The following is a 19,317-nucleotide window of genomic DNA, read 5'->3' on the forward strand; positions in this document are numbered from 1 at the left end:
GGCCGTCGGCCCGAAGCAGGAGGACAGATCCAGGGGGCGTTGCGGGGGCCGGCGAACCCGGCGCTCCCGCGACGCCTGCGCTCACCGCTGCCAGTCGCCGCCCAGCAGCGTTCCAGCGACGGCCGGCAGTCCCAGCGAGCCCGTGCCGAAGGAGACCGCCGACGTGTACACCGGCCGGGTCTTCCCGCCCGGCAGCACCCAGACCGCGCCGCGCCCGTCCTCCTCGCACGCTCCCACGGCGATCTCGGGCCTGCCGTCACGGGTGAGGTCCCCTGCCGCCACCGTGCAGCCGAAGGAGTCGCTCTCCTCCGGGGTGCCCGGCACGCCCGGGGTGTCCTGCTTGAAGGTGTACGAGCCGGCGCCCAGCTGCCCCGTACGGCGACCGGGCACGACCGTGACCGTGCCCGCACCGCCCTTGGTGCCGATCCCCTCGCCGGGTGCGCCCACGACGATGTCGGCGAGCCCGTCCTTGTTCAGGTCGGCCACGGCCACCGCGGCGCCGAATTCGTCGTGGCGCTCGCTCGAACCGGGCACCCCGGCCGTGTTCTGATGGAACGTCATGGGCGCTTTGTCCAGCGGGACTCCGTTCGCCGACCCGAACCACACGGAGACGGACCCGCCCACGTGACCGATCGGCCCCACGTCGCTCGGTTCGTCCGGGTCGCCGGCGACGACGTCCCCGTAACCGTCCCCGTTCACGTCCCCCACCGCGACGTTGAGCCCCTCGCCCTCCAGGAGCGGAGGCGGGTACGTCCCGGGCACCGGATTCACCAGCACCCGGCCCCCACTGCTTCCGTTCGCCCGGCCGGTGACCTGGAGCTGTTCGGCCACCTTGTCGCCGTTGACATCGCCGTACGCGACGGCGCGCATCCAGCCGATGTCCTCGTTCGGCACGGACGAACCGACCCCGCCGCTCCGGGTGAACGGTCCGGTCAGTTCGGTGGTGAAGTTCCAGTTGGCGATCAGGACCCGCGCCTCGCCCGGACCGGACACCGCCGCCACGTCCTTGCCCGCGCCCCAGCGCCTCAGCACCTGCGTCGGCAGTGCGGCACCGGAGACCAGGCCCTTCGTGCTGCCCCACAGGACGTACACCGCCCCTGAGTCCAGTGTGGTGCCGACATCCTCGCCCGGCGCCCCGACCACCAGGTCCGCATAGCCGTCGTGGTCGAGGTCCGCGAGGGCGCTGGAGGCGCCGAACAGGTCGCCCGCCTCGGCCGTACCCGGCACCCCGGCCGAATTCTGCGTGATCACCGCACGCCTGGAGGCGGACACACCCTTGGCGGACCCGTACAGCACGACGAGGCTCCCGGCCCGTTCGTGGCCCGCGACCGAGGCTCCCGGCGCGGGGACCACGAGGTCCCGGTAGCCGTCGCCGTTGATGTCCTGCGGAACCGGCATCGGTGCGGCGGAGGCTGTCCCCCCGGACAGCGTCGCGGCAACGGCGGCGATGGCGGCCACCAGGGCCGCCCGTCTGTATCCGGCTGTGCGTCGTCCACTCATGCTTCTGTCCCCACCCCATGCCCGCGCCCGACGGGGCGGGACAACCGACTGTTGCCGCATTCACCCACAGTCGGACAAGCTGCGCAATGAGGCGGGGGCGGGAAGTGCGAACCCGCGCAGAGAGACTTCAGTCCGCCCGGGTGAGGAACGTCGACCAGGTGTCGGGGGCGACCGCGGAAGACGGGACCGTCGGGGATCTTGGAGTTGGCCGGACGCGGTGACGCAGCTGAACGCGCGTGCCGGGCGTGTGAGTGACGTGCCGGCCGTAACGCGGACCGGGCGGGTCCGGCCGCCGGTGTGGCACCTTCCGCCGACGGCGCCCGGCAGGTTCGTCCATACGCTGCCGCTGCTCGACGCGGCCGGAGCGCTGCTCGGCTGAACCCTTCAGCCGGTCTTCGTGTACGTGATCTTCTCGCCGGTGTCCGGGTTCTCGCGACGCAGCGTGCCGTCCGGCAACAGGGTCAGCGTGGTGGCCTTGCCAGGGGTGCAGGACGTCATGGGTTCGCCGAGCGTGATCGTGGAGGGTCCGATGTGGATCGGTCCGTCGGGGGACGGCTCATCGGTCAGATCCGCCTGGAAGACGCAGCGGTAGGTGCCACCGGTGTCGATCGGACCCTCCGCGGTGAGCGTGAGGATTGTCTGGCCGACCTTGCCCTGCTGGACGACGAGTTCGCGGGTGGAGTGACCGGCGGAGTTGTCGATGCTGCCGGACCAGGTGCCGAGGTAGCCCTCGGGGATGGAGCCGTCGCCGTTCTTCTCCGCCTCGGAGGGGGACGGGGAAGTGTCGGAGGGGGCGTCCGGCGGCTCCTCGGACGGGGCGTCGGACGCGGACGGGCCGGGCGAACTGCTGTGGGACACGCCGGACGTCTTGCCGTCGTCGCTCATGAGCGCGTACACCGAACCGCCCGCGCCGATGGCGACGAGCACGGCGACCACGATGAGAGCGACGGTCGAACCCGCCGTGCGGCGTGCGGGTTCGGGCTGTGGGGCGGAGGCGGAATAGAGGGGGCCGTACGGAGGCGTGGAGCCGAAGCCGGGGTGCTGCGGTGGCTGCTGCTGCGGATATCCGTAGCCGTACGGCTGTCCCTGACCCGGGTGCGGCTGGGCGGGCAACTGCGGGTAGCCATATGCGGGAGCAGGGCCCGGTACGGGGGTTGAGGTGCCGATCACCGTGGGCATCGCATGGACCCCGCCGGGAGCTTGCGGGGCCGGAGGCTGCGGGGCGGGAGGTTCCGCCGCCGCGGGCACCAGGTCCTCGGGACCGGACGGGGCAACCGGTTCCGACGGCCGTTCCGGCTCCTCCTGCTCCTCCGGGTCCTCCGAGTCCAGCAACTCCACCGCGTGACGGCCCAGCTGGGCGAGGAGCGCGCCCGGCAGCCACGGTTCGGCGGGCTCGTCCTCCGCCAGCCGTTCCAGGATCGCGTCCGTCGTCGGCCTGGCGGCCGGGTCCTTGAGGAGGCAGTCCCGGACGAGGTCGACCAGATCCACCGGGATGCCGCTCAGGTCCGGGTCCTCCTGCGCGATCCGGAACATCAGCGCATGGACCTCGTTGTCCGCCCCGCCGAACGGAAGCCTGCCCGTCGCCGCGTACGCCAGCACCGAGCCGAGGCAGAACACATCGCACGCCGCGGTCACCCGCTCGCCCCGCACCTGCTCCGGCGCCATGAAGCCGGGCGAACCGACCAGCGCCCCGGTGCGGGTGAGACCACCGTCGGTGACGGTGTCCAGTGCCCGGGCTATGCCGAAGTCGATGACCCGCGGACCGTCGATCGTCAGCAGAATGTTGGACGGCTTGAGGTCGCGGTGGATGAGCCCGGCGGAGTGGATGGCCTGGAGCGCGCGGGTCAGCCCGGCACCCAGGATGTGGACCGAGCGCTCGGGCAGCGGACCGAAGGGCCGTGAGGCCGGTCCCACCGGTGCGCCCGCGCGCCCGGAGACGGTGACCTGGAGGGACGGCCCGGCGACGTATCCGGTCGCGACCCACGGCACGGCGGCCTCGGTGTCGGCGTCCAGCACGGGGGCCGTCCATGCCGAGCCGACCTGGCGTGCGGCCTGCACCTCCTGGCGGAACCGGTCGCGGAACTCCTGCTGCTCGGCGAGCTCCTGGCGTACGAGCTTGATCGCGACGGTACGGCCCCGATCGGACCGGGCCAGATAGACCTGCCCCATGCCACCCGCGCCGAGCCGCCCCAACAGGCGGTACGCGCCGATGCGTTGCGGGTCGGTGGACCCGAGCTTTTCCATGGTGTGCGACCTCCCCCGTACGGCGACACGCCGGACGGGTCGAGAATAGCGGCGCACGTCCCGCCCCAGCAGTCCGGCCGGGCGTCGGTCCCGTCCGCTGCCGGCTCCGTCCTGGGGCGCCGGACGGGACGGGTTCATCCGCTGGACAGGACGGGGTTCACGCGCTGGGCGAGGTGGGTTGCGCGCCGGTCACCGCGTCGACTGCGACCGACAGCCGTTCCAGCACCCGCACCGTCTCCGCGAAGCCCTCCGCTCCCAGCTCCTGGGCCAGTCGCGCGGCGAACTCCGCGTGGCCGGGGCCGATCCGGGAGACCGCCGCCCGCCCTTCCTCGGTGGGACGCAGCAGCTTCGCGCGCCGGTGGGCCGGATTCGGTACGTACTCCGCAAGGCCCTTGCCCACCAGCAGATCCGCGATCCGCTGCACGCTCTGCCGGGTGATCCCCATGGCCCGGGCGATCCCGGACACGGGCAACGGCTCGGCCAGCACCGCTCCGAGCACCTGCCACCATGCCGCGGTCAGCCCGGCAGGTGCGGCCAGCTCCTCCGAAACGGCGAGGAACTGGCCGTTCAGTCGGAAGACGCCGAGCGCCGTGCGGCTGAGCGCGTCCTGCTGCTCGCGGCTCATCCCGCCAGCACCTCGTACGCGCTCGCGTCCGAGTCGTGGAAGAGCCGGTACCAGGCGTCGAGTTTCCTGCCCTCGTACACCCCGAGGCGCGCGAAGACCTCGCGGGCGAACGCGACCGGCTCGGTCGGTCCCGCCGTGATGAGGTCTCCGTCGGTCACCGCGTCCGCCTCGACGTACCGGGCGCCGCCCGCGTACCCCGTGGCTGCGAGATAGAAGGAGACGGCACTCGTGTGCGCGCGGTCGTCGAGCAGTCCCTCGCGGGCCAGTCCGGCCGTCGCCCCGCAGATCGCGGCGACCGGCACACCCGCGTCCAGGAAGGTGCGGGCGGTACGGGCGAAGGGGGCCAGCTCGTCGCCGCTGTCCCACAGGTCGGCACCGGTGAGGATCAGCAGTGCGCTGTCCTCGGGGCGTACGTCGGCGAGGGCGAGGTCCGGCTGGATGCGGAGGCCGCCGAGGGTGGTGACGGGGCCGGCGGTGGGGCCGACCGTCCGCACGGTGAAGCCGTTGCGGGCGAGATACGCGGTGGTGTGGCCGGTCTCCCAGTCGGCGTAGGAGTCGTAGACGGCCAGGTGCACGGTCTTGCGGGTCATGACGACCTCCCGGGCGAGAACCTCATGGATGAAACCTCATGGACGGAGCGTCATGAGCGGAACTCTGATGACAGCATGCTGTCAGTACGGCAGGATGCTGTCAATCAAGTACCCCCGTGCCGACCCGACACCCTGCCCACCAAACCGCCCCACGCCATACAAGATGGCCATGTCGAGCCGCTCACCGCACGGCCTACGCTCGCCGCATGACCCCTCATGCCTCCCATGCCTCCCACGCTCCGCAGGTCGACTCCGCGGCCGGTGCGGCCGTGAAGGCCGCCGACCGTGCGCACGTGTTCCACTCCTGGTCCGCCCAGGGCCTGATCGACCCGCTCGCCGTCGCCGGCGCCGAGGGGGCGTACTTCTGGGACTACGACGGCAACCGCTACCTGGACTTCACCAGCGGCCTCGTCTACACCAACATCGGCTACCAGCACCCCACCGTCGTCGCCGCGATCCAGGAGCAGGCGGGCAAGCTCGCCACCTTCGCTCCCGCGTTCGCGATCGAGGCCCGCTCCGAGGCCGCACGCCTCATCGCCGAGCGGACCCCCGGCGACCTGGACAAGATCTTCTTCACCAACGGCGGCGCCGAGGCCGTCGAGAACGCCGTCCGGATGGCCCGGCTGCACACCGGCCGTACGAAGGTGCTCTCCGCCTACCGCTCCTACCACGGCGCCACCTCCACCGCGATCAACCTGACCGGGGACCCGCGCCGCTGGCCGTCCGACAACGGCTCCGCGGGTGTCGTACGGTTCTGGGCGCCGTTCCTCTACCGCTCGCCGTTCCACGCCGAGACCGAGGCCGAGGAGTGCGCCCGCGCCCTTCAGCACCTGGAGGACACCCTCGCCTTCGAGGGACCCGCCACCATCGCCGCGATCATCCTGGAGACGATCCCCGGCACGGCGGGCATCATGACGCCTCCGCCCGGCTACCTCGCGGGTGTCCGCGAGATCTGTGACCGGTACGGCATCGTCTTCATCCTCGACGAGGTGATGGCCGGCTTCGGGCGCACCGGCACGTGGTTCGCCGCCGAGCACTTCGACGTCACACCCGACCTGATGACCTTCGCCAAGGGCGTCAACTCCGGTTACGTACCCCTCGGCGGTGTCGCCATCTCCGCGGAGATCGCCGCCACCTTCGAGACCCGCCCCTACCCGGGCGGACTCACGTACTCCGGTCACCCGCTGGCCTGCGCCGCGGCCGTCGCCACCATCGGCGTCATGGAGGACGAGAAGGTCGTCGAGAACGCCGCTCACATCGGCGAGACCGTCCTCGGCCCCGGCCTGCGTGAGCTCGCCGAGCGCCACCCGTCGGTCGGCGAGGTGCGCGGTCTCGGCGCGTTCTGGGCGCTGGACCTGGTCCGCAACAAGGAGACCCGGGAGCCGCTCGTCCCGTACAACGCCGCCGGCGAGGCCAATGCGCCGATGGCGGCGTTCGGCGCGGCCTGCAAGAAGAACGGCCTGTGGCCCTTCATCAACATGAACCGCACCCACGCCGTTCCGGCCTGCAACGTCACGGAGGCCGAGGCCAAGGAGGGTCTGGCGGCTCTGGACGTGGCCCTGTCCGTCGCGGACGAGCACACCGTCTGACGCGCTCCACCCGCATTCCGCGGGCCCATCCGCATGGCGTCCCTCCCCCGTGCCCGGATCCGGGCACACCGGCCCGGCCCTGGCTTAAGGTGGCCCGAAGCCGAAAAGGGAGGGCCGCCATGTGCCCGAGCGGAACTGTGACCCGCAGTACGCTGCGGCAGCAGATCGCGGACGCGCTGCGTGACGAGGTGCTTGCCGGGCGTTTGCAGCAGGGACGGGAGTTCACCGTCAAGCAGATCGCCGAGCAGTACGGGGTCTCCGCGACGCCCGTCCGCGAGGCGCTCTTCGATCTCTCCGCGCAGGGCCTGCTCGAATCCGACCAGCACCGTGGGTTCCGGGTGCACGAGTTCACCGTGGACGACTACCGGGCGATCGTCGAGGCCCGCACCCTGGTCATCGACGGAGTCATCCGCAGCATCTTCGACGGGCCGGTCCGCCCGAGGGGCGCGCAGGCGGCGAAGTACCGCGACGCACTGGTCTCCGTGCGCCGTCGCGCCGAGGAGGCCGCACGGGCGGCGCGGGGCGGAGACCTCGACATCCTCATCGGGTACGACCTGCGCTTCTGGCGTGAGCTGGGCGCGTTCGTCGGCAACACGTACATCACCGACTTCCTGCACCGGCTGCGCATCCAGGCCTGGGTGTTCGCCGTGCCGTACCTCCGCAGCGACGTGGATGTGCGCGACTGGCTCTGGAGCGGCCACCCGGACCTGGTCGCGGCGATCACACTCGGGGACCGCGACGCGGTGCGCGCGGTGATCGACGGCCACAACGCCCACGCGCTCAGCTGGGCGGAGCGGCTCGCGGCCGGCAACCCGCCGCACCCGGGGCACGGCGGCTGACGGTCCGGCGGCGAGGTGTTCCACAGCCGGACATGAAGGACCACTGTGCGCGACGGCCCCCTCGCATTACGCTGTCCCGACCGTCGCGCGAACCGCGCGAGAACCCGTGGGAGAGCGAGACTTCGTGGCCTGTGACCTGTGGCTGGTCCCCCTCGTCGATGTGCTGTGCCACAGCCCCGACAACCCGTTCGCCGAAGAGATAGCCGTCTACGACAACGCGCTGGGCGAGGCCGGACTCCCGTCCGTGCCCGTCTACGCGTACATGCCGGGTCTGACCGGCGATGTGGCCCCGGTCGCGGGCTTCGACTACGACGCGCTGCACTTCCTGCGCCGCGCCTATCTGCTGCAGCTGAGCGGTCTCGCCGTCACACCGGTCGACGAACTGGGCGGCGACTACGAGCAGCTGCTGGAAATGTTCGAGTCGACCGCGAAGCAATCCCACATGGTCTGGCACTACGACCATGCGGGGGCGTACGTCCCCGTGGACTTCCCCTCCCCGCTCTCCAACGACCAGCTGCTGGAGGGGGGCGGCCCGCTCGGCTCCGCGCACGGGCTGCTGCGGGAGCTGGAGTACGTCGCTCCGTCCATCGGCATCGACCCGGCGAACCCGCCGGCCGCCCCCCTGCCGCCTGTCGCGCCGACCTCGCTGGAGGAGCCGGCGAGCCCGATTCCGTACGACGACAGCCCGTTCGCCCGGGAGCGGCACGTCTGGCTGGGCCTGCACGCGGCGGCGACCCGCAGCCTCGCCCAAGGCTCCATGATCATCTTCAGCTGACGCGGCGGCCCGGACCGCCGAGGTCACCGCCCACCGGAGTCACCGCCCACCGGGGCCACCGTCACCGGGGTGACTCCGGTGGGCGCTGCCGCGGCATGTTCGGCCGGGTCACCGACTGCATCGGGAACCGCCCCGGCGCCGCCCCCGGCTCCGCACGCCCGCCGATCCCGCTCCCCGAGACCAGTGCCTGCATCCCCATCGGCGCAGGCCCGGCCCGGAATTCCACCATCCAGTCCGCGGTCTCGAACCGTACGAGATCCGTGATGTCCTCCGAGAACCGCCGCAGCACCCCCAGGCACCGCTCGGCCGCCTCGCTCGCGGTCCCCTCGGTCGGTCCGAGCACCTCCCGCACGCACTCCGACGCCCAGTCGAACTGCAGCACCTGAAGCCGTCGCTGCACGGCCTGCGCCGTGGCGAGGTTCCTTATCCAGCCGGAGGTCAGGCCGAAGTACCGGTCGCAGGCCATGCAGGCGGCACCCAGCAGCAGCAAGAGATAGCCCCAGCCCGCCGCCCCGTGCAGCGCGCCCGTCAGATCGAGCAGCGGCAGCGCCGCGCCCGCGACCGCCCCGGCCGCCGTGCCGATCCGCAGCACCCTGGCGCCGCGCCGCTTCCATACCCGGTCGTTCAGATACCAGCCGGCGGTGCGCAGCGCCTCGGCCTCGACCCAGCGGTACAGCTCGTCGAGGCGTTCCGCGGGTTCGCCCCAGTCGCCGAGCGGGAACGGCTGGCCGGTCAGATCCCGGCCCCGCGTACGGAAGCCGGCGCGCGGCTCCGAGCCCGACCCGGAGCCCGGGTCCGAGCCCGGCGGAACGGCCGAACCGGGCGCGCCGGACTCGTTGCGGGGCGCCCTCTCGGGCTGCATCTCCGGCTGACTCACCGGGGCACTCCTCTGCACTCTGCGTTTTCGACGTTGCGGACGCGCGTATTGGGACACGTGCACGTGACGACGGGCGGACCTTCGACGCGGCCGTCCGTCCGACTTGCGTAACCCTGCGTGACGGACGGCGCACGTGTGCGTATTGATATGCATGCCCTTCCTACCGCCGAATGGTGGGCCATGGGGCCGAAATCGCGGTATTCCCGGGTGTGCATGGCCTGTGATCAGGTATAGGAGTCTTGCCGCAGTTGACCGGATCTCACCCGAAAGAGTTGCTCGCCAGTGGGTGGGGCGCGGTTCCCGGTGACCACGTAGGCTCGGCATACCGAAACATTTGTCGTCGAAATGCCAGGAGTGACCGTGATTCCCGGTGGTGGCCAGCCCAATATGCAGCAGCTGCTGCAGCAGGCCCAGAAGATGCAGCAGGACCTCGCCCAGGCCCAGGAGGAGCTGGCCGGGACCGAGGTCGATGGTCAGGCGGGTGGCGGTCTCGTGAAGGCGACCGTCACCGGCTCCGGCGAGCTCCGCAGCCTCGTGATCGACCCCAGGGCGGTCGACCCCGAGGACACCGAGACGCTCGCCGACCTCGTCGTCGCCGCAGTCCAGGCGGCGAACGAGAACGCGCAGGCGCTTCAGCAGCAGAAGCTGGGCCCGCTGGCCCAGGGGCTGGGCGGCATGCCCGGTCTTCCCTTCTGATCCGCCGGCACAGCAACTACCGTACGTACCACGACAACAACAGCAGTAGCAGTCGAGGCACTCAGCTCAGGAAGGCGTTCCGTTGTACGAAGGCGTGGTTCAGGACCTCATCGACGAACTGGGCAGGCTGCCCGGCGTCGGTCCCAAGAGCGCGCAGCGGATCGCTTTCCACATCCTGCAGGCCGAGCCCACCGACGTGCGCCGTCTCGCCCATGCCCTCCTGGAGGTCAAGGACAAGGTCCGGTTCTGCTCGGTGTGCGGCAATGTCGCGCAGGAGGAGCAGTGCGGGATCTGCCGCGACGCACGCCGCGACCAGACGGTGATCTGTGTGGTCGAGGAACCGAAGGACGTCGTGGCGATCGAGCGGACCCGTGAGTTCCGGGGCCGCTACCACGTGCTCGGCGGGGCGATCAGCCCGATCGAGGGCGTCGGCCCGGACGATCTGCGCATCCGCGAGCTGTTGGCGAGGCTCGCTGACGGCTCGATCACGGAGCTGATCCTGGCCACCGACCCCAACCTGGAGGGCGAGGCCACCGCGACGTACCTGGCGCGGATGATCAAGCCCATGGGGCTGCGGGTGACGCGGCTGGCCAGCGGGCTGCCGGTGGGCGGCGACCTGGAGTACGCGGACGAGGTCACCCTGGGCCGCGCCTTCGAGGGGAGGCGCTTGCTGGATGTCTGACTCCGCCCCGCACGACACCTGCACCACGGCTGGGATCCTCGCAGACGAAACCTTGACGTCTCACGGCGGCTTTACGTTCAGCGGCGCTATGTTCTACTCACCGTTCGCGACCATGCCCACGGGAGGTCCCCTCGATGTCTGACGCCACGCTGAATTCCGTCACGCAGGACCCGGACGACTTCGCCGTCCAGATCGCGGACCAGATCAAGACGTTCATCGTCGCGGTCGCCGAGGTTTCCAAGGTCGACGAGCCGGAGCAGGCTGTCCCGACCCTGCTCCTCCAGGTCTCCCAGCTGCTCCTCGCGGGCGGCCGGCTCGGTGCGTACGAGGACGTCCTCCCGGACGAGCGCTACGAGCCGGACCTGGGTGCCGAGCCGGACGCCGACGGCCTGCGCGATCGGTTCGCGGCCCTTCTCGAACCGATCGACGTCTACTCCGAGGTCTTCGACCCCTACGAGCCCCGCAAGGCCCCGGTCCCGGCCCGCATCTCCGACGACCTGGCCGACCTGGTCACGGACCTGCGTCACGGCCTGGCCCACTACGAAGAGGGCCGCACCACCGAGGCGCTGTGGTGGTGGCAGTTCTCCTACTTCTCCAACTGGGGCTCCACCGCCTCCGCCACCCTGCGCGCCCTCCAGTCCCTGGTCGCCCACATCCGTCTGAACCAGCCCCTCCAGGAACTGGACGGGCTGGACACGGACTCGGAGACCATCGACGACGACCTGGCCGAGGAGGCGGGCCGGGTGATGGCCGAGGAGATCGCGGGACCGCTGGGACTGCGCCCGGTGAAGTAGCCGTCCGGCCCGGCCCGTCCGGCCGGGTTCGGGCCGCGGTCCCTGGGCGCCCTCATCCGCGTGCGGCGCTGCGAGTCGTGATCAAGAACTACGACGGGAATCCCCCGGGAATTTCCGGGTGTCGGTGCCGCATCGGATTCGATCGCACGCGACGCACTGCGCATCGCGTCGGAGGGTGTGCGGATCCGGTCCGGTCGGAGATTCCGGGCAGCTGCCAGAGGAGCGGTCGGCACCCGCGCCTGACCGGTCCCTGCTGAAGCCTTCACGGTCTTCGACGGGGCGGGGGCTCCGGGGAGCGGTCCGGGCGGTTCCGGTTCACGCTGGAGGGGACGGACCCGGAGATCGTGGAACCTGCCGGTGTGGGCTGAGCCACATGCGGGCGTGGTACCGGGATCACCGGGCAGCAGACCCGTACGAGCAGTCCGGGCGACACGCCGATGATCACTTGGTGAGCGGGACATCTCACGATGTGATATCGACGGGGCGATTCCGGACTGCTCGTTAAACTGAGCCGACCGCAGTAACGGATTGAGCGAGGAGCGCACGTGGGCCTTGTCGTGCAGAAGTACGGAGGCTCCTCCGTAGCCGATGCCGAAGGCATCAAGCGTGTCGCCAAGCGAGTCGTCGATGCCAAGAAGAACGGCAACCAGGTGGTTGTCGTGGTGTCAGCGATGGGCGACACGACGGACGAGTTGATCGATCTCGCCGAGCAGGTATCACCGATGCCTGCCGGGCGTGAGTTCGACATGCTGCTGACCGCCGGAGAGCGGATCTCCATGGCCCTGCTGGCGATGGCGATCAAAAACCTGGGCCACGAGGCCCAGTCGTTCACGGGCAGCCAGGCCGGCGTCATCACCGACTCGGTCCACAACAAAGCGCGCATCATCGATGTCACGCCGGGCCGTATCCGGACCTCGATCGACGAGGGCAACATCGCCATCGTCGCCGGGTTCCAGGGGGTGAGCCAGGAGGGCAAGAACATCACCACCCTCGGCCGCGGCGGGTCCGACACGACTGCGGTCGCACTCGCGGCCGCGCTGGACGCCGAGGTCTGTGAGATCTACACCGATGTGGACGGTGTCTTCACCGCCGACCCGCGGGTCGTGAAGAAGGCCCGGAAGATCGACTGGATCTCCTTCGAGGACATGCTGGAGCTGGCCGCGTCCGGCTCCAAGGTGCTGCTGCACCGGTGCGTGGAGTACGCACGCCGCTACAACATCCCGATCCACGTCCGTTCGTCCTTCTCCGGACTGCGCGGCACCTGGGTCAGCAACGAGCCGCAAGGGGACCAGAAGGTGGAGCACGCGATCATCTCCGGAGTCGCCCATGACGTCTCCGAGGCCAAGATCACGGTCGTCGGCGTGCCCGACAAGCCGGGCGAGGCCGCAGCGATCTTCCGCACCATCGCGAACGCGGAAATCAACATCGACATGGTGGTGCAGAACGTCTCCGCCGCGTCGACCGGTCTGACCGACATCTCGTTCACGCTGCCGAAGGCCGAGGGCCGCAAGGCCATCGACGCCCTGGAGCGCAACCGTGGCACGATCGGCTTCGAGTCGCTGCGCTACGACGACCAGATCGCGAAGATCTCCCTGGTCGGTGCGGGTATGAAGACGAACCCCGGGGTCACCGCGGCCTTCTTCGAGGCGCTGTCCGACGCCGGGGTGAACATCGAGCTGATCTCGACATCCGAGATCCGCATCTCGGTGGTCACCCGCGCCGACGACGTCATCGAGGCCGTGCGCGCCGTGCACACCGCCTTCGGCCTCGACAGCGACTCCGACGAGGCCGTCGTCTACGGGGGCACCGGCCGATGACACCTCGCCGCCCTTCGCTCGCGGTCGTCGGAGCGACCGGGGCGATCGGCGGCGTCATGCTCCAGATCCTTTCGCAGCACGCGGACGTCTGGGGCGATGTGACGCTGATCGCCTCGCCGCGCTCGGCCGGCCGCAAGCTGGTCGTGCGCGGCGAGGAGACCGAAGTCCTCGAACTCACCGAGGACGTGTTCGACGGCGTGGACGTGGCCCTCTTCCTGGTGCCCGACGACGTGTCCGCACGGTGGGCGCCGATCGCCGCGTCCAAGGGCGCCGTCGTCATCGACGACTCGGCGGCGTACCGGCTGGACACGGACGTGCCGCTGGTCGTGCCCGAGATCAACCCCCATGCCGTACGGATCAGGCCGCGCGGCATCATCGCGAGCCCCAACTGCACCACGTTGTCGCTGATCGTCGCCGTCGGCGCGCTGCACGCCGAGTTCGGGCTGCGGGAGCTCGTCGTCTCCTCGTACCAGGCAGTGAGCGGCGCGGGCCGCGACGGGGTCGCGGCGCTGCGCGAGCAGCTGTCGACGGTCGCCGGCACGGAACTGGGCACCAGGCCCGGGGACGTACGCCGCGCCCTCGGGGACGCCGAGGACTCGCCGTTCGCCGCGCCGGTGGCGCTCAACGTCGTGCCGTGGGCCGGGGTCGACGCCGGGGACGGCTGGTCGTCCGAGGAACTGGCGATCCGCGACGAGTGCCGCAAGATCCTGGACCTCCTGAGCCTGCGGGTCTCGGCGACCTGTGTGTACGTACCCGTGATCGCGACACACTCCATGTCCGTGCACGCCCGCTTCGAGAACGAGGTCGCGGTCGACCGGGCGCACGAGATCCTGGCGACCGCGCCGGGCGTCGTCCTCTTCGACAACCCGGCATCCGGCGACTTCCCGACGCCGTCCGACGTCGTGGGCACCGACCCGACCTGGGTGGGGCGCGTGCGGCGGTCGCTGGACGATCCGCGCGCCCTGGAGCTGTTCGTCTGTGGCGACAACCTCCGCAAGGGAGCTGCGCTGAACGTGGCGCAGATCGCCGAAGCGGTGGCCGCAGAATTTCCCCGGACCTGATCCGATCGTTTCTGTACGCTCTGTGGACCACCTGTGAGCAAGTTGCTGGTCTGAACCTCTTGAGCTGGGACGTTGGGGTGTCCGACGATGACCTTCGGCTTGCTGGAACCGGTGGCCGGGGAGCGCGCGTCTATGCGGTCACTTCTTGCGCGGCGGGGCGCAAAATCGTGGCATTTGGGGAAGAGCAGGTACGTATGAGGGCATGTCGCACAGCGCCAAACGCGGTGCCGTACGCGTACAACCCTGACGGGGGGAAACGTGTCCAACTGGCGTGGCAGAGGTTCTCGATATCACAGTGGTGGGCCCATTGCGGGGCGCTTCAGTGCGTCCGCTCCGGAGGCCCCGCGCACCCGGCGGTATGCCGGTGATTGCGCCCATGCCCGCTGCGCGCCCCGCCCAGCTCCCGTCGCAGCGCGAGGGCGCTGAGCACAGCGTGGCCGCAGGAACCACCGTTGACCACCTCACCGAGACCTACCGCGCCCACTACCGTTCACTGCTCGGCCTCGCGGCCCTGTTGCTGGACGACACCGCGTCGTGTGAGGACGTGGTGCAGGAGGCGTTCATCCGCGTGCACTCGGCGCGCAACCGGGTACGTGAGCCCGAGAAGACACTCGCGTACCTGCGCCAGACGGTCGTCAACCTGTCGCGCTCCGCACTGCGCCGCCGCATCCTCGGGCTGAAGCTGCTTTCCAAGCCGATGCCCGACATGGCGAGCGCCGAGGAGGGCGCGTACGACCAACTGGAGCGGGACGCGCTGATCAAAGCGATGCGGGGGCTGCAACGGCGCCAGCGAGAGGTACTGGTGCTGCGCTACTTCGCGGACATGACCGAGGCCCAGGTGGCCGAGACGCTGGGCATCTCGCTGGGTTCGGTCAAGGCGTACGGCTCGCGCGGTATCGCGGCGCTTCGCGTCGTGATGGAGGCCCAGGCATGAACTGGCGCAAGCGCAGGCAGGGACGCACGCATGAGCGTGGGATTGACCGGACTGGAAACGGAATTGTGAACCACGGGCCGGAGAACACCTCGAACGCGCAGCCGAACGGGTCTCGGAACCCGCAGTCGGATGCGGACGCCGCCACGGAGGCTGCCGCATCCATGACGGGTGCGGCAGGCGCGCAGGAGGCGCAGGGCGGGGGCGACGACCCCGCCGAAACGGCCCGGCTCGGAGGTCTGCCGGAGCTCTTCGGCGCGGACTCCGACGACGGTTCCGGCGCAGCCGGCGGCTCCGGCCCTGAACTGGACGAGCTCGCACTGCGCCGTATGTTCCACGGCGCCGTCCAGAACCTCGCACCCACTGACGGCACTCTCGACCACCTGCGGCGTGCCGTTCCCGCCCGGCGCGCCCGGCGGCGGCAGGCCATCGTCGGCATGGCGGCCGCGGCGCTGCTCATCGGCACCGCGGTCCCCGCGTTCGTCCATGTCGCCGGTTCCACCGGCTCGGACCTCGCCAACCCGGCCATCGCCGGACACGGCGAGCAGGCCCAGGGCGGCAACGGCGCCGATTCCGGTTCGGAGGCCGACGAGAAGAGCCACGGCGGCAGCACCGACGGACACAACAGCGGATCCAACGGCCACCCCAACAGCACCAGCAGTCCCTCGGGCAGCGGCGGCACGGGCACTGACGGCAATGCGTCGGGCGGAGGTGCCGACCCTGCCGACACCGCGGCGGCTTCGATGCCGGTCTGCGACCCGGGGCAGCTCGGCGTCGCCTCCGCCCAGGCGGGCGCGGCCGGTGCCGACGGCACGGTGTACGGCACGTTCCGTATCTCCAACATCTCCGGCACGGACTGCTCCGTGACCAGCAGCGGCACCGTGGGCTTCGAGACGGCGGGCGCGGCTGACCCGGCCAGGATCGATGTCGTCCAGCACACCGCGGGCGACCCGGCGGCCGGACTGCCCGACCCGTCGCAGGAGGCGGGCGCGGTGCTGCTGAAGCCGTCCATGACGTACGAGGTCCAGTTCGCCTGGGTACCGAAGGACACCTGCCCCACCGCAGGCAGCTCGCCGACCCCGACGCCGACCGACGGCGCCGCGGGTACCAGCGGCGGCACCAGTGACGGGACGTCGCAGACGGCGCCGCAGCTCGGTGGCGAGGACGGTGGCGGAACGCTGGAGGGCAGCGTCGCCGTGACGCACACCCCGGAGCCCGGGGCGCCGGTCGCGGAGGCGAGGATCCCCAACGCCTGCGCGGGCACGATCTACCGGACGGGCGTAATCGTCCCGTCGGCGTAGCAACGACGGCACATACGTGAGGGGCCCGCCGGTGGAAACCGGCGGGCCCCTCACGTATGTGCCGTCACGTCAGCACGCCTCAGGCGCTGTCCGCGTCCGCATCGGCCGCGAGGCCGAGCCGCACGTCCCGCGCGGCCTCCGCCTCGCGCCGGACCAGCCGGAACCACATGAAGAGCACGAAGGCCGCGAAGACGAACCACTCGCCGGTGTAGCCGAGGTTCTGGAACGCCTTCAGGTCGAGCCCACTGCCCTGCGGCGCGACGGCGGGTACGGGGCGCAGGGCAGTGGCCCCGCTGTTCTTGGCGTCCGTGCTCTTGCTGTCGGTGTCCTGGAGCGTCACCCAGGCGTCGTACACGTCGTACGGGACGAGGTTGACCAGCGACGCGGCGCTGATCATGCCGAGCTGGCCGTCCGGGAGCCCGCCCGCCGGGTCGACGCCCGCAGTCCCCGCGTTCTCGGACGCCTGGAGGTCGCCGGTCACGGTGACTTCACCGGTCGGAGCGGCGGGAACCGCGGTCTGCCCGGCCTTGCCGGGCAGCCAGCCGCGCACCACCGGAAGGGCCTTGCCGCCGTCGGTGCGCAGCAGGTTCAGGACGTAGAAGCCGCTCTTGTCGTCCAGTTCCCGGCCGGGCACGAGGAACTGGTCGGCGTACCGGCCGGTCGCGGTGGCGGGGCGCCCGGACGTCACCTTGTCGACCGGCAGGAGATCGTCGAGCGGTTCGGCGGCCCTGCTGCCCGGGGCGGGCTGCTCCTGGGCCTGTTCGTGTGTCTGCACGCGGTCCTCGAAGCGCCCGAGCTGCCAGGTGCCCATGAAGACGCAGAACGGGATGGCCAGGACGGCGAAGAGGTTGATCCCCCACCATCGCGGGGTCAGCAGGAACCGATACACCCCTCCACGGTACGGTCCCCGATCCGGCATCCCGGACCGGGGTGCCGCAAGCACCCCCATCCGCCCGGGCCAGGACGCCGGTCACCCGGGATGTCGCCGGGCGGGGCGGAGGTCGGCGCGGGACGCCGCGCCGGAGCGTGGCGTGGGCCCCGCCTGGCCCGGGCGCCACCAGGGCCTGGCGCGGGCCCACGCCGTCGCCGGCCACGGCGCGGGCCGGGACGCCGACTACCCGAGGTGCCGTCGGGCGAAGTCGAGTTCCAGCCGCACCTGCTTGATCCGCTCCTCGACGACGAGCGAGCCGTGCCCCGCGTCGTACCGGTACACCTCGTGCAGGGCGCCCCGGTCCTTCAGGCGGTCCACATAGTTCTCGACCTGGCGGATCGGGCAGCGCGGGTCGTTGACTCCCGCCGAGATGTAGACCGGTGCCTTCACGGCGTCGACGTACGTCAGCGGGGACGAGGCCTCGAACCGCTCGGGCACCTCCTCCGGCGTGCCGCCCAACAGCGTGCGGTCCATCGCCTTCAGGGCCTCCATCTCGTCGTGGTACGCCGTGACATAGTCGCCGACCGGGACCGCCGCCAGGCCCAGCGCCCAGTCGTCCGGCTGCGTACCCAGGCCGAGCAGGGTCAGATAGCCGCCCCACGAGCCCCCGGCCAGCACCAGCTTCTCCGGGTCCGCGAGCCCGGACTCCACCGCCCACTGCCGTACCGCCGCGATGTCCTCCAGCTCGATCAGGCCGACCCGGTGCTTGAGCGCGTCCGTCCACGCCCGCCCGTAGCCCGTGGAGCCGCGGTAGTTGACCCGGACCACCGCGTAGCCGTGGTCCACCCAGGCGGCGGGCCCGGACGCGAACTCGTCACTGTCGTGCCAGGTGGGGCCGCCGTGGATCTCGAAGACGGTCGGGAACGGTCCTTCCGCGGGGGTGGCGGGCCGCTGCACGAGTGCGTGGATCCGGCCGCCCGGACCGTCCACCCACACGTCCTCCACCGGAACGGACTCCGGAGCCTTCGCACCTGGCGGATCGAGCACCACCGCGCCGGTCGTGGACCTGACGACCGGCGGCTGCGCGGCCGACGACCACAGATACTCCACCGTGCCGTCCGGCCGGGCCGTGGCACCCGACACCGATCCGGCCGGCGTCTCCACCCGGACCGGAGCGGTATCGGTGCCCGGCTCGAACCGCCACAGGTCGCTGCGGGCCTCGAAGCCGTGCGCGATCAGCAGCGCGGAGCCGTCCGGATACCACTCGGCGCCCACGTCGCCGGGCAGATCGATCGCGAGGTCCGTCTCCGTCCCTGCCACCGGGTCCCAGATCATCGGCTCCCAGCGTCCCCGCCGCTGATGCCCGATCAGCAGCCGGGTGTCTCCGGCCACCGGCGCGAAGCCCAGCACGGTCAGCCCCAGCTCCTCCGTACCGCCCTTGGTGTCGTCGAGCTCGGCGACCGTCGTCCCGTCCGGTCGCACCACGCGGAGCGCCGAGTGCATCGCGTCGCCGTGCTCGGTGTGCTCCAGGGCGATCAACGTCCCGTCGTGCGACAGGTCCCCGACGCCCGCCGACTCGCGGTGCCGGTAGATCTCGACGGGCGCGGACCCCGGCCGTACGACATGGATCGTCGTCCCGTCCTCGTCGGTGGAGCGGCCGATCACCGCCGTCCCGTCCCGCCCGATCGCGAGCCCCGCCGGGTAGGAGGGGGCGAGACCGGGAGCCGCCGGCACGTCCGCCGCCCCTTCACCGCCACCGCCGTGGAACGGCTGGCGCATCCACACCCCGAACTCGTCCCCGTCGGTGTCGTCGAACCACCAGATCGCCTCGCCGTCCGGGGTCAGCACCCCGTCCGTCGTCCCGTTGGGCCGGTCGGTGACCTGTCGCTGATCCCCGCTCGCCCGGTCCCATGCGTACAGCTCGTACGTCCCCGTCGCGTTGGAGACGAACAGCGCACGGTCCGGCGCGTCCTCCGCCCAGTCGGGCAGCGACACCCGGGGCGCCCGGAAGCGCTGCTCCCACACCGGAACGGAATCGGTCGTCTGTGCCGGAACGGAGCCGTTCGCCCGCGCCGGAGCGGAGTCGGTCGTCGAGCCAGTGATCTCAGTCATGCCCCCCATTCTG

At 71.1% G+C, this 19,317-nt stretch carries 17 protein-coding genes; 10 read left to right on the plus strand and 7 right to left on the minus strand.

Annotated features, from left to right (window positions below):
- Positions 1–81: 81 nt before the first annotated feature.
- From OG972_RS22440 to OG972_RS22455, 4 genes are all read right to left on the minus strand, one after another.
- On the minus strand, positions 82–1,500 hold the full coding sequence (locus OG972_RS22440) for an FG-GAP repeat protein (RefSeq protein ID WP_266984161.1): 1,419 nt from the start codon (positions 1,498–1,500) through the stop codon (positions 82–84).
- A 384-nt stretch (positions 1,501–1,884) separates the two neighbouring features.
- Positions 1,885–3,744 carry a serine/threonine-protein kinase gene (locus OG972_RS22445; RefSeq protein WP_266984163.1) on the minus strand — a complete coding sequence of 620 codons (1,860 nt, stop codon included), beginning with the start codon at positions 3,742–3,744 and terminating at the stop codon, positions 1,885–1,887.
- A gap of 157 nt (positions 3,745–3,901) precedes the next feature.
- Positions 3,902–4,369: a MarR family winged helix-turn-helix transcriptional regulator gene (locus tag OG972_RS22450; protein WP_266984165.1), complete on the minus strand. Its 468-nt coding sequence runs from the start codon at positions 4,367–4,369 to the stop codon at positions 3,902–3,904.
- Complete coding sequence (locus OG972_RS22455; RefSeq protein ID WP_266984167.1) at positions 4,366–4,959, minus strand: DJ-1/PfpI family protein; 594 nt, start codon at positions 4,957–4,959, stop codon at positions 4,366–4,368. Before OG972_RS22455 ends, OG972_RS22450 begins: the two co-directional genes overlap by 4 nt.
- 206 nt (positions 4,960–5,165) lie before the next feature.
- On the opposite strand from OG972_RS22455, the gene OG972_RS22460 reads away from it, so the two are divergent.
- The 3 genes from OG972_RS22460 to OG972_RS22470 all read left to right on the plus strand — a co-directional run bounded on the left by OG972_RS22460 (position 5,166) and on the right by OG972_RS22470 (position 8,162).
- Entirely contained in the window at positions 5,166–6,548 is a 1,383-nt protein-coding gene (locus OG972_RS22460) for an aspartate aminotransferase family protein (RefSeq protein ID WP_266984169.1), read from the plus strand.
- A gap of 119 nt (positions 6,549–6,667) precedes the next feature.
- Entirely contained in the window at positions 6,668–7,387 is a 720-nt protein-coding gene (locus OG972_RS22465; RefSeq protein ID WP_266984171.1) for a GntR family transcriptional regulator, read from the plus strand.
- A gap of 124 nt (positions 7,388–7,511) precedes the next feature.
- Positions 7,512–8,162, plus strand: coding sequence for a hypothetical protein (locus OG972_RS22470; RefSeq protein ID WP_266990659.1), 651 nt, complete (start codon positions 7,512–7,514; stop codon positions 8,160–8,162).
- A gap of 61 nt (positions 8,163–8,223) precedes the next feature.
- Here the strand turns inward: OG972_RS22470 and OG972_RS22475 are convergent, their stop codons facing one another.
- Positions 8,224–9,039, minus strand: coding sequence for an SLATT domain-containing protein (locus OG972_RS22475; protein WP_266984173.1), 816 nt, complete (start codon positions 9,037–9,039; stop codon positions 8,224–8,226).
- Positions 9,040–9,399: 360 nt separating this feature from the next.
- Here OG972_RS22475 and OG972_RS22480 point away from each other — a divergent pair, with 360 nt between their 5' ends.
- The 7 genes from OG972_RS22480 to OG972_RS22510 all read left to right on the plus strand — a co-directional run bounded on the left by OG972_RS22480 (position 9,400) and on the right by OG972_RS22510 (position 16,321).
- On the plus strand, positions 9,400–9,735 hold the full coding sequence (locus OG972_RS22480) for a YbaB/EbfC family nucleoid-associated protein (RefSeq protein WP_266984175.1): 336 nt from the start codon (positions 9,400–9,402) through the stop codon (positions 9,733–9,735).
- An 82-nt stretch (positions 9,736–9,817) separates the two neighbouring features.
- A complete protein-coding gene (recR, locus tag OG972_RS22485) occupies positions 9,818–10,417 on the plus strand; it encodes a recombination mediator RecR (protein WP_266984177.1) in 600 nt (199 codons plus the stop codon).
- 134 nt (positions 10,418–10,551) lie between these two features.
- Entirely contained in the window at positions 10,552–11,211 is a 660-nt protein-coding gene (locus OG972_RS22490; protein WP_266984178.1) for a DUF5063 domain-containing protein, read from the plus strand.
- Positions 11,212–11,756: 545 nt separating this feature from the next.
- A complete protein-coding gene (locus OG972_RS22495; protein WP_266984180.1) occupies positions 11,757–13,028 on the plus strand; it encodes an aspartate kinase in 1,272 nt (423 codons plus the stop codon).
- Positions 13,025–14,089, plus strand: coding sequence for an aspartate-semialdehyde dehydrogenase (locus tag OG972_RS22500; protein WP_266984181.1), 1,065 nt, complete (start codon positions 13,025–13,027; stop codon positions 14,087–14,089). The genes OG972_RS22495 and OG972_RS22500 overlap by 4 nt, the downstream gene beginning before the upstream one ends.
- A 358-nt stretch (positions 14,090–14,447) precedes the next feature.
- The gene (locus OG972_RS22505) at positions 14,448–15,023 is read left to right on the plus strand and encodes a SigE family RNA polymerase sigma factor (protein WP_266984182.1); all 576 of its coding nucleotides are present in this window, start codon (positions 14,448–14,450) and stop codon (positions 15,021–15,023) included.
- Between the two features lie 161 nt (positions 15,024–15,184).
- A complete protein-coding gene (locus tag OG972_RS22510; protein ID WP_323135890.1) occupies positions 15,185–16,321 on the plus strand; it encodes a hypothetical protein in 1,137 nt (378 codons plus the stop codon).
- Between the two features lie 79 nt (positions 16,322–16,400).
- On the opposite strand, the gene OG972_RS22515 is transcribed toward OG972_RS22510, so the two are convergent.
- A complete protein-coding gene (locus OG972_RS22515) occupies positions 16,401–17,210 on the minus strand; it encodes an SURF1 family protein (RefSeq protein ID WP_266984184.1) in 810 nt (269 codons plus the stop codon).
- Positions 17,211–17,435: 225 nt separating this feature from the next.
- Positions 17,436–19,313, minus strand: coding sequence for a prolyl oligopeptidase family serine peptidase (locus OG972_RS22520; RefSeq protein WP_266984185.1), 1,878 nt, complete (start codon positions 19,311–19,313; stop codon positions 17,436–17,438).
- Positions 19,314–19,317 lie beyond the last annotated feature (4 nt).

Origin of the sequence: Streptomyces sp. NBC_01669, from assembly GCF_026339735.1 — a bacterium.
GTDB classification, from domain to species: domain Bacteria; phylum Actinomycetota; class Actinomycetes; order Streptomycetales; family Streptomycetaceae; genus Streptomyces; species Streptomyces yanii.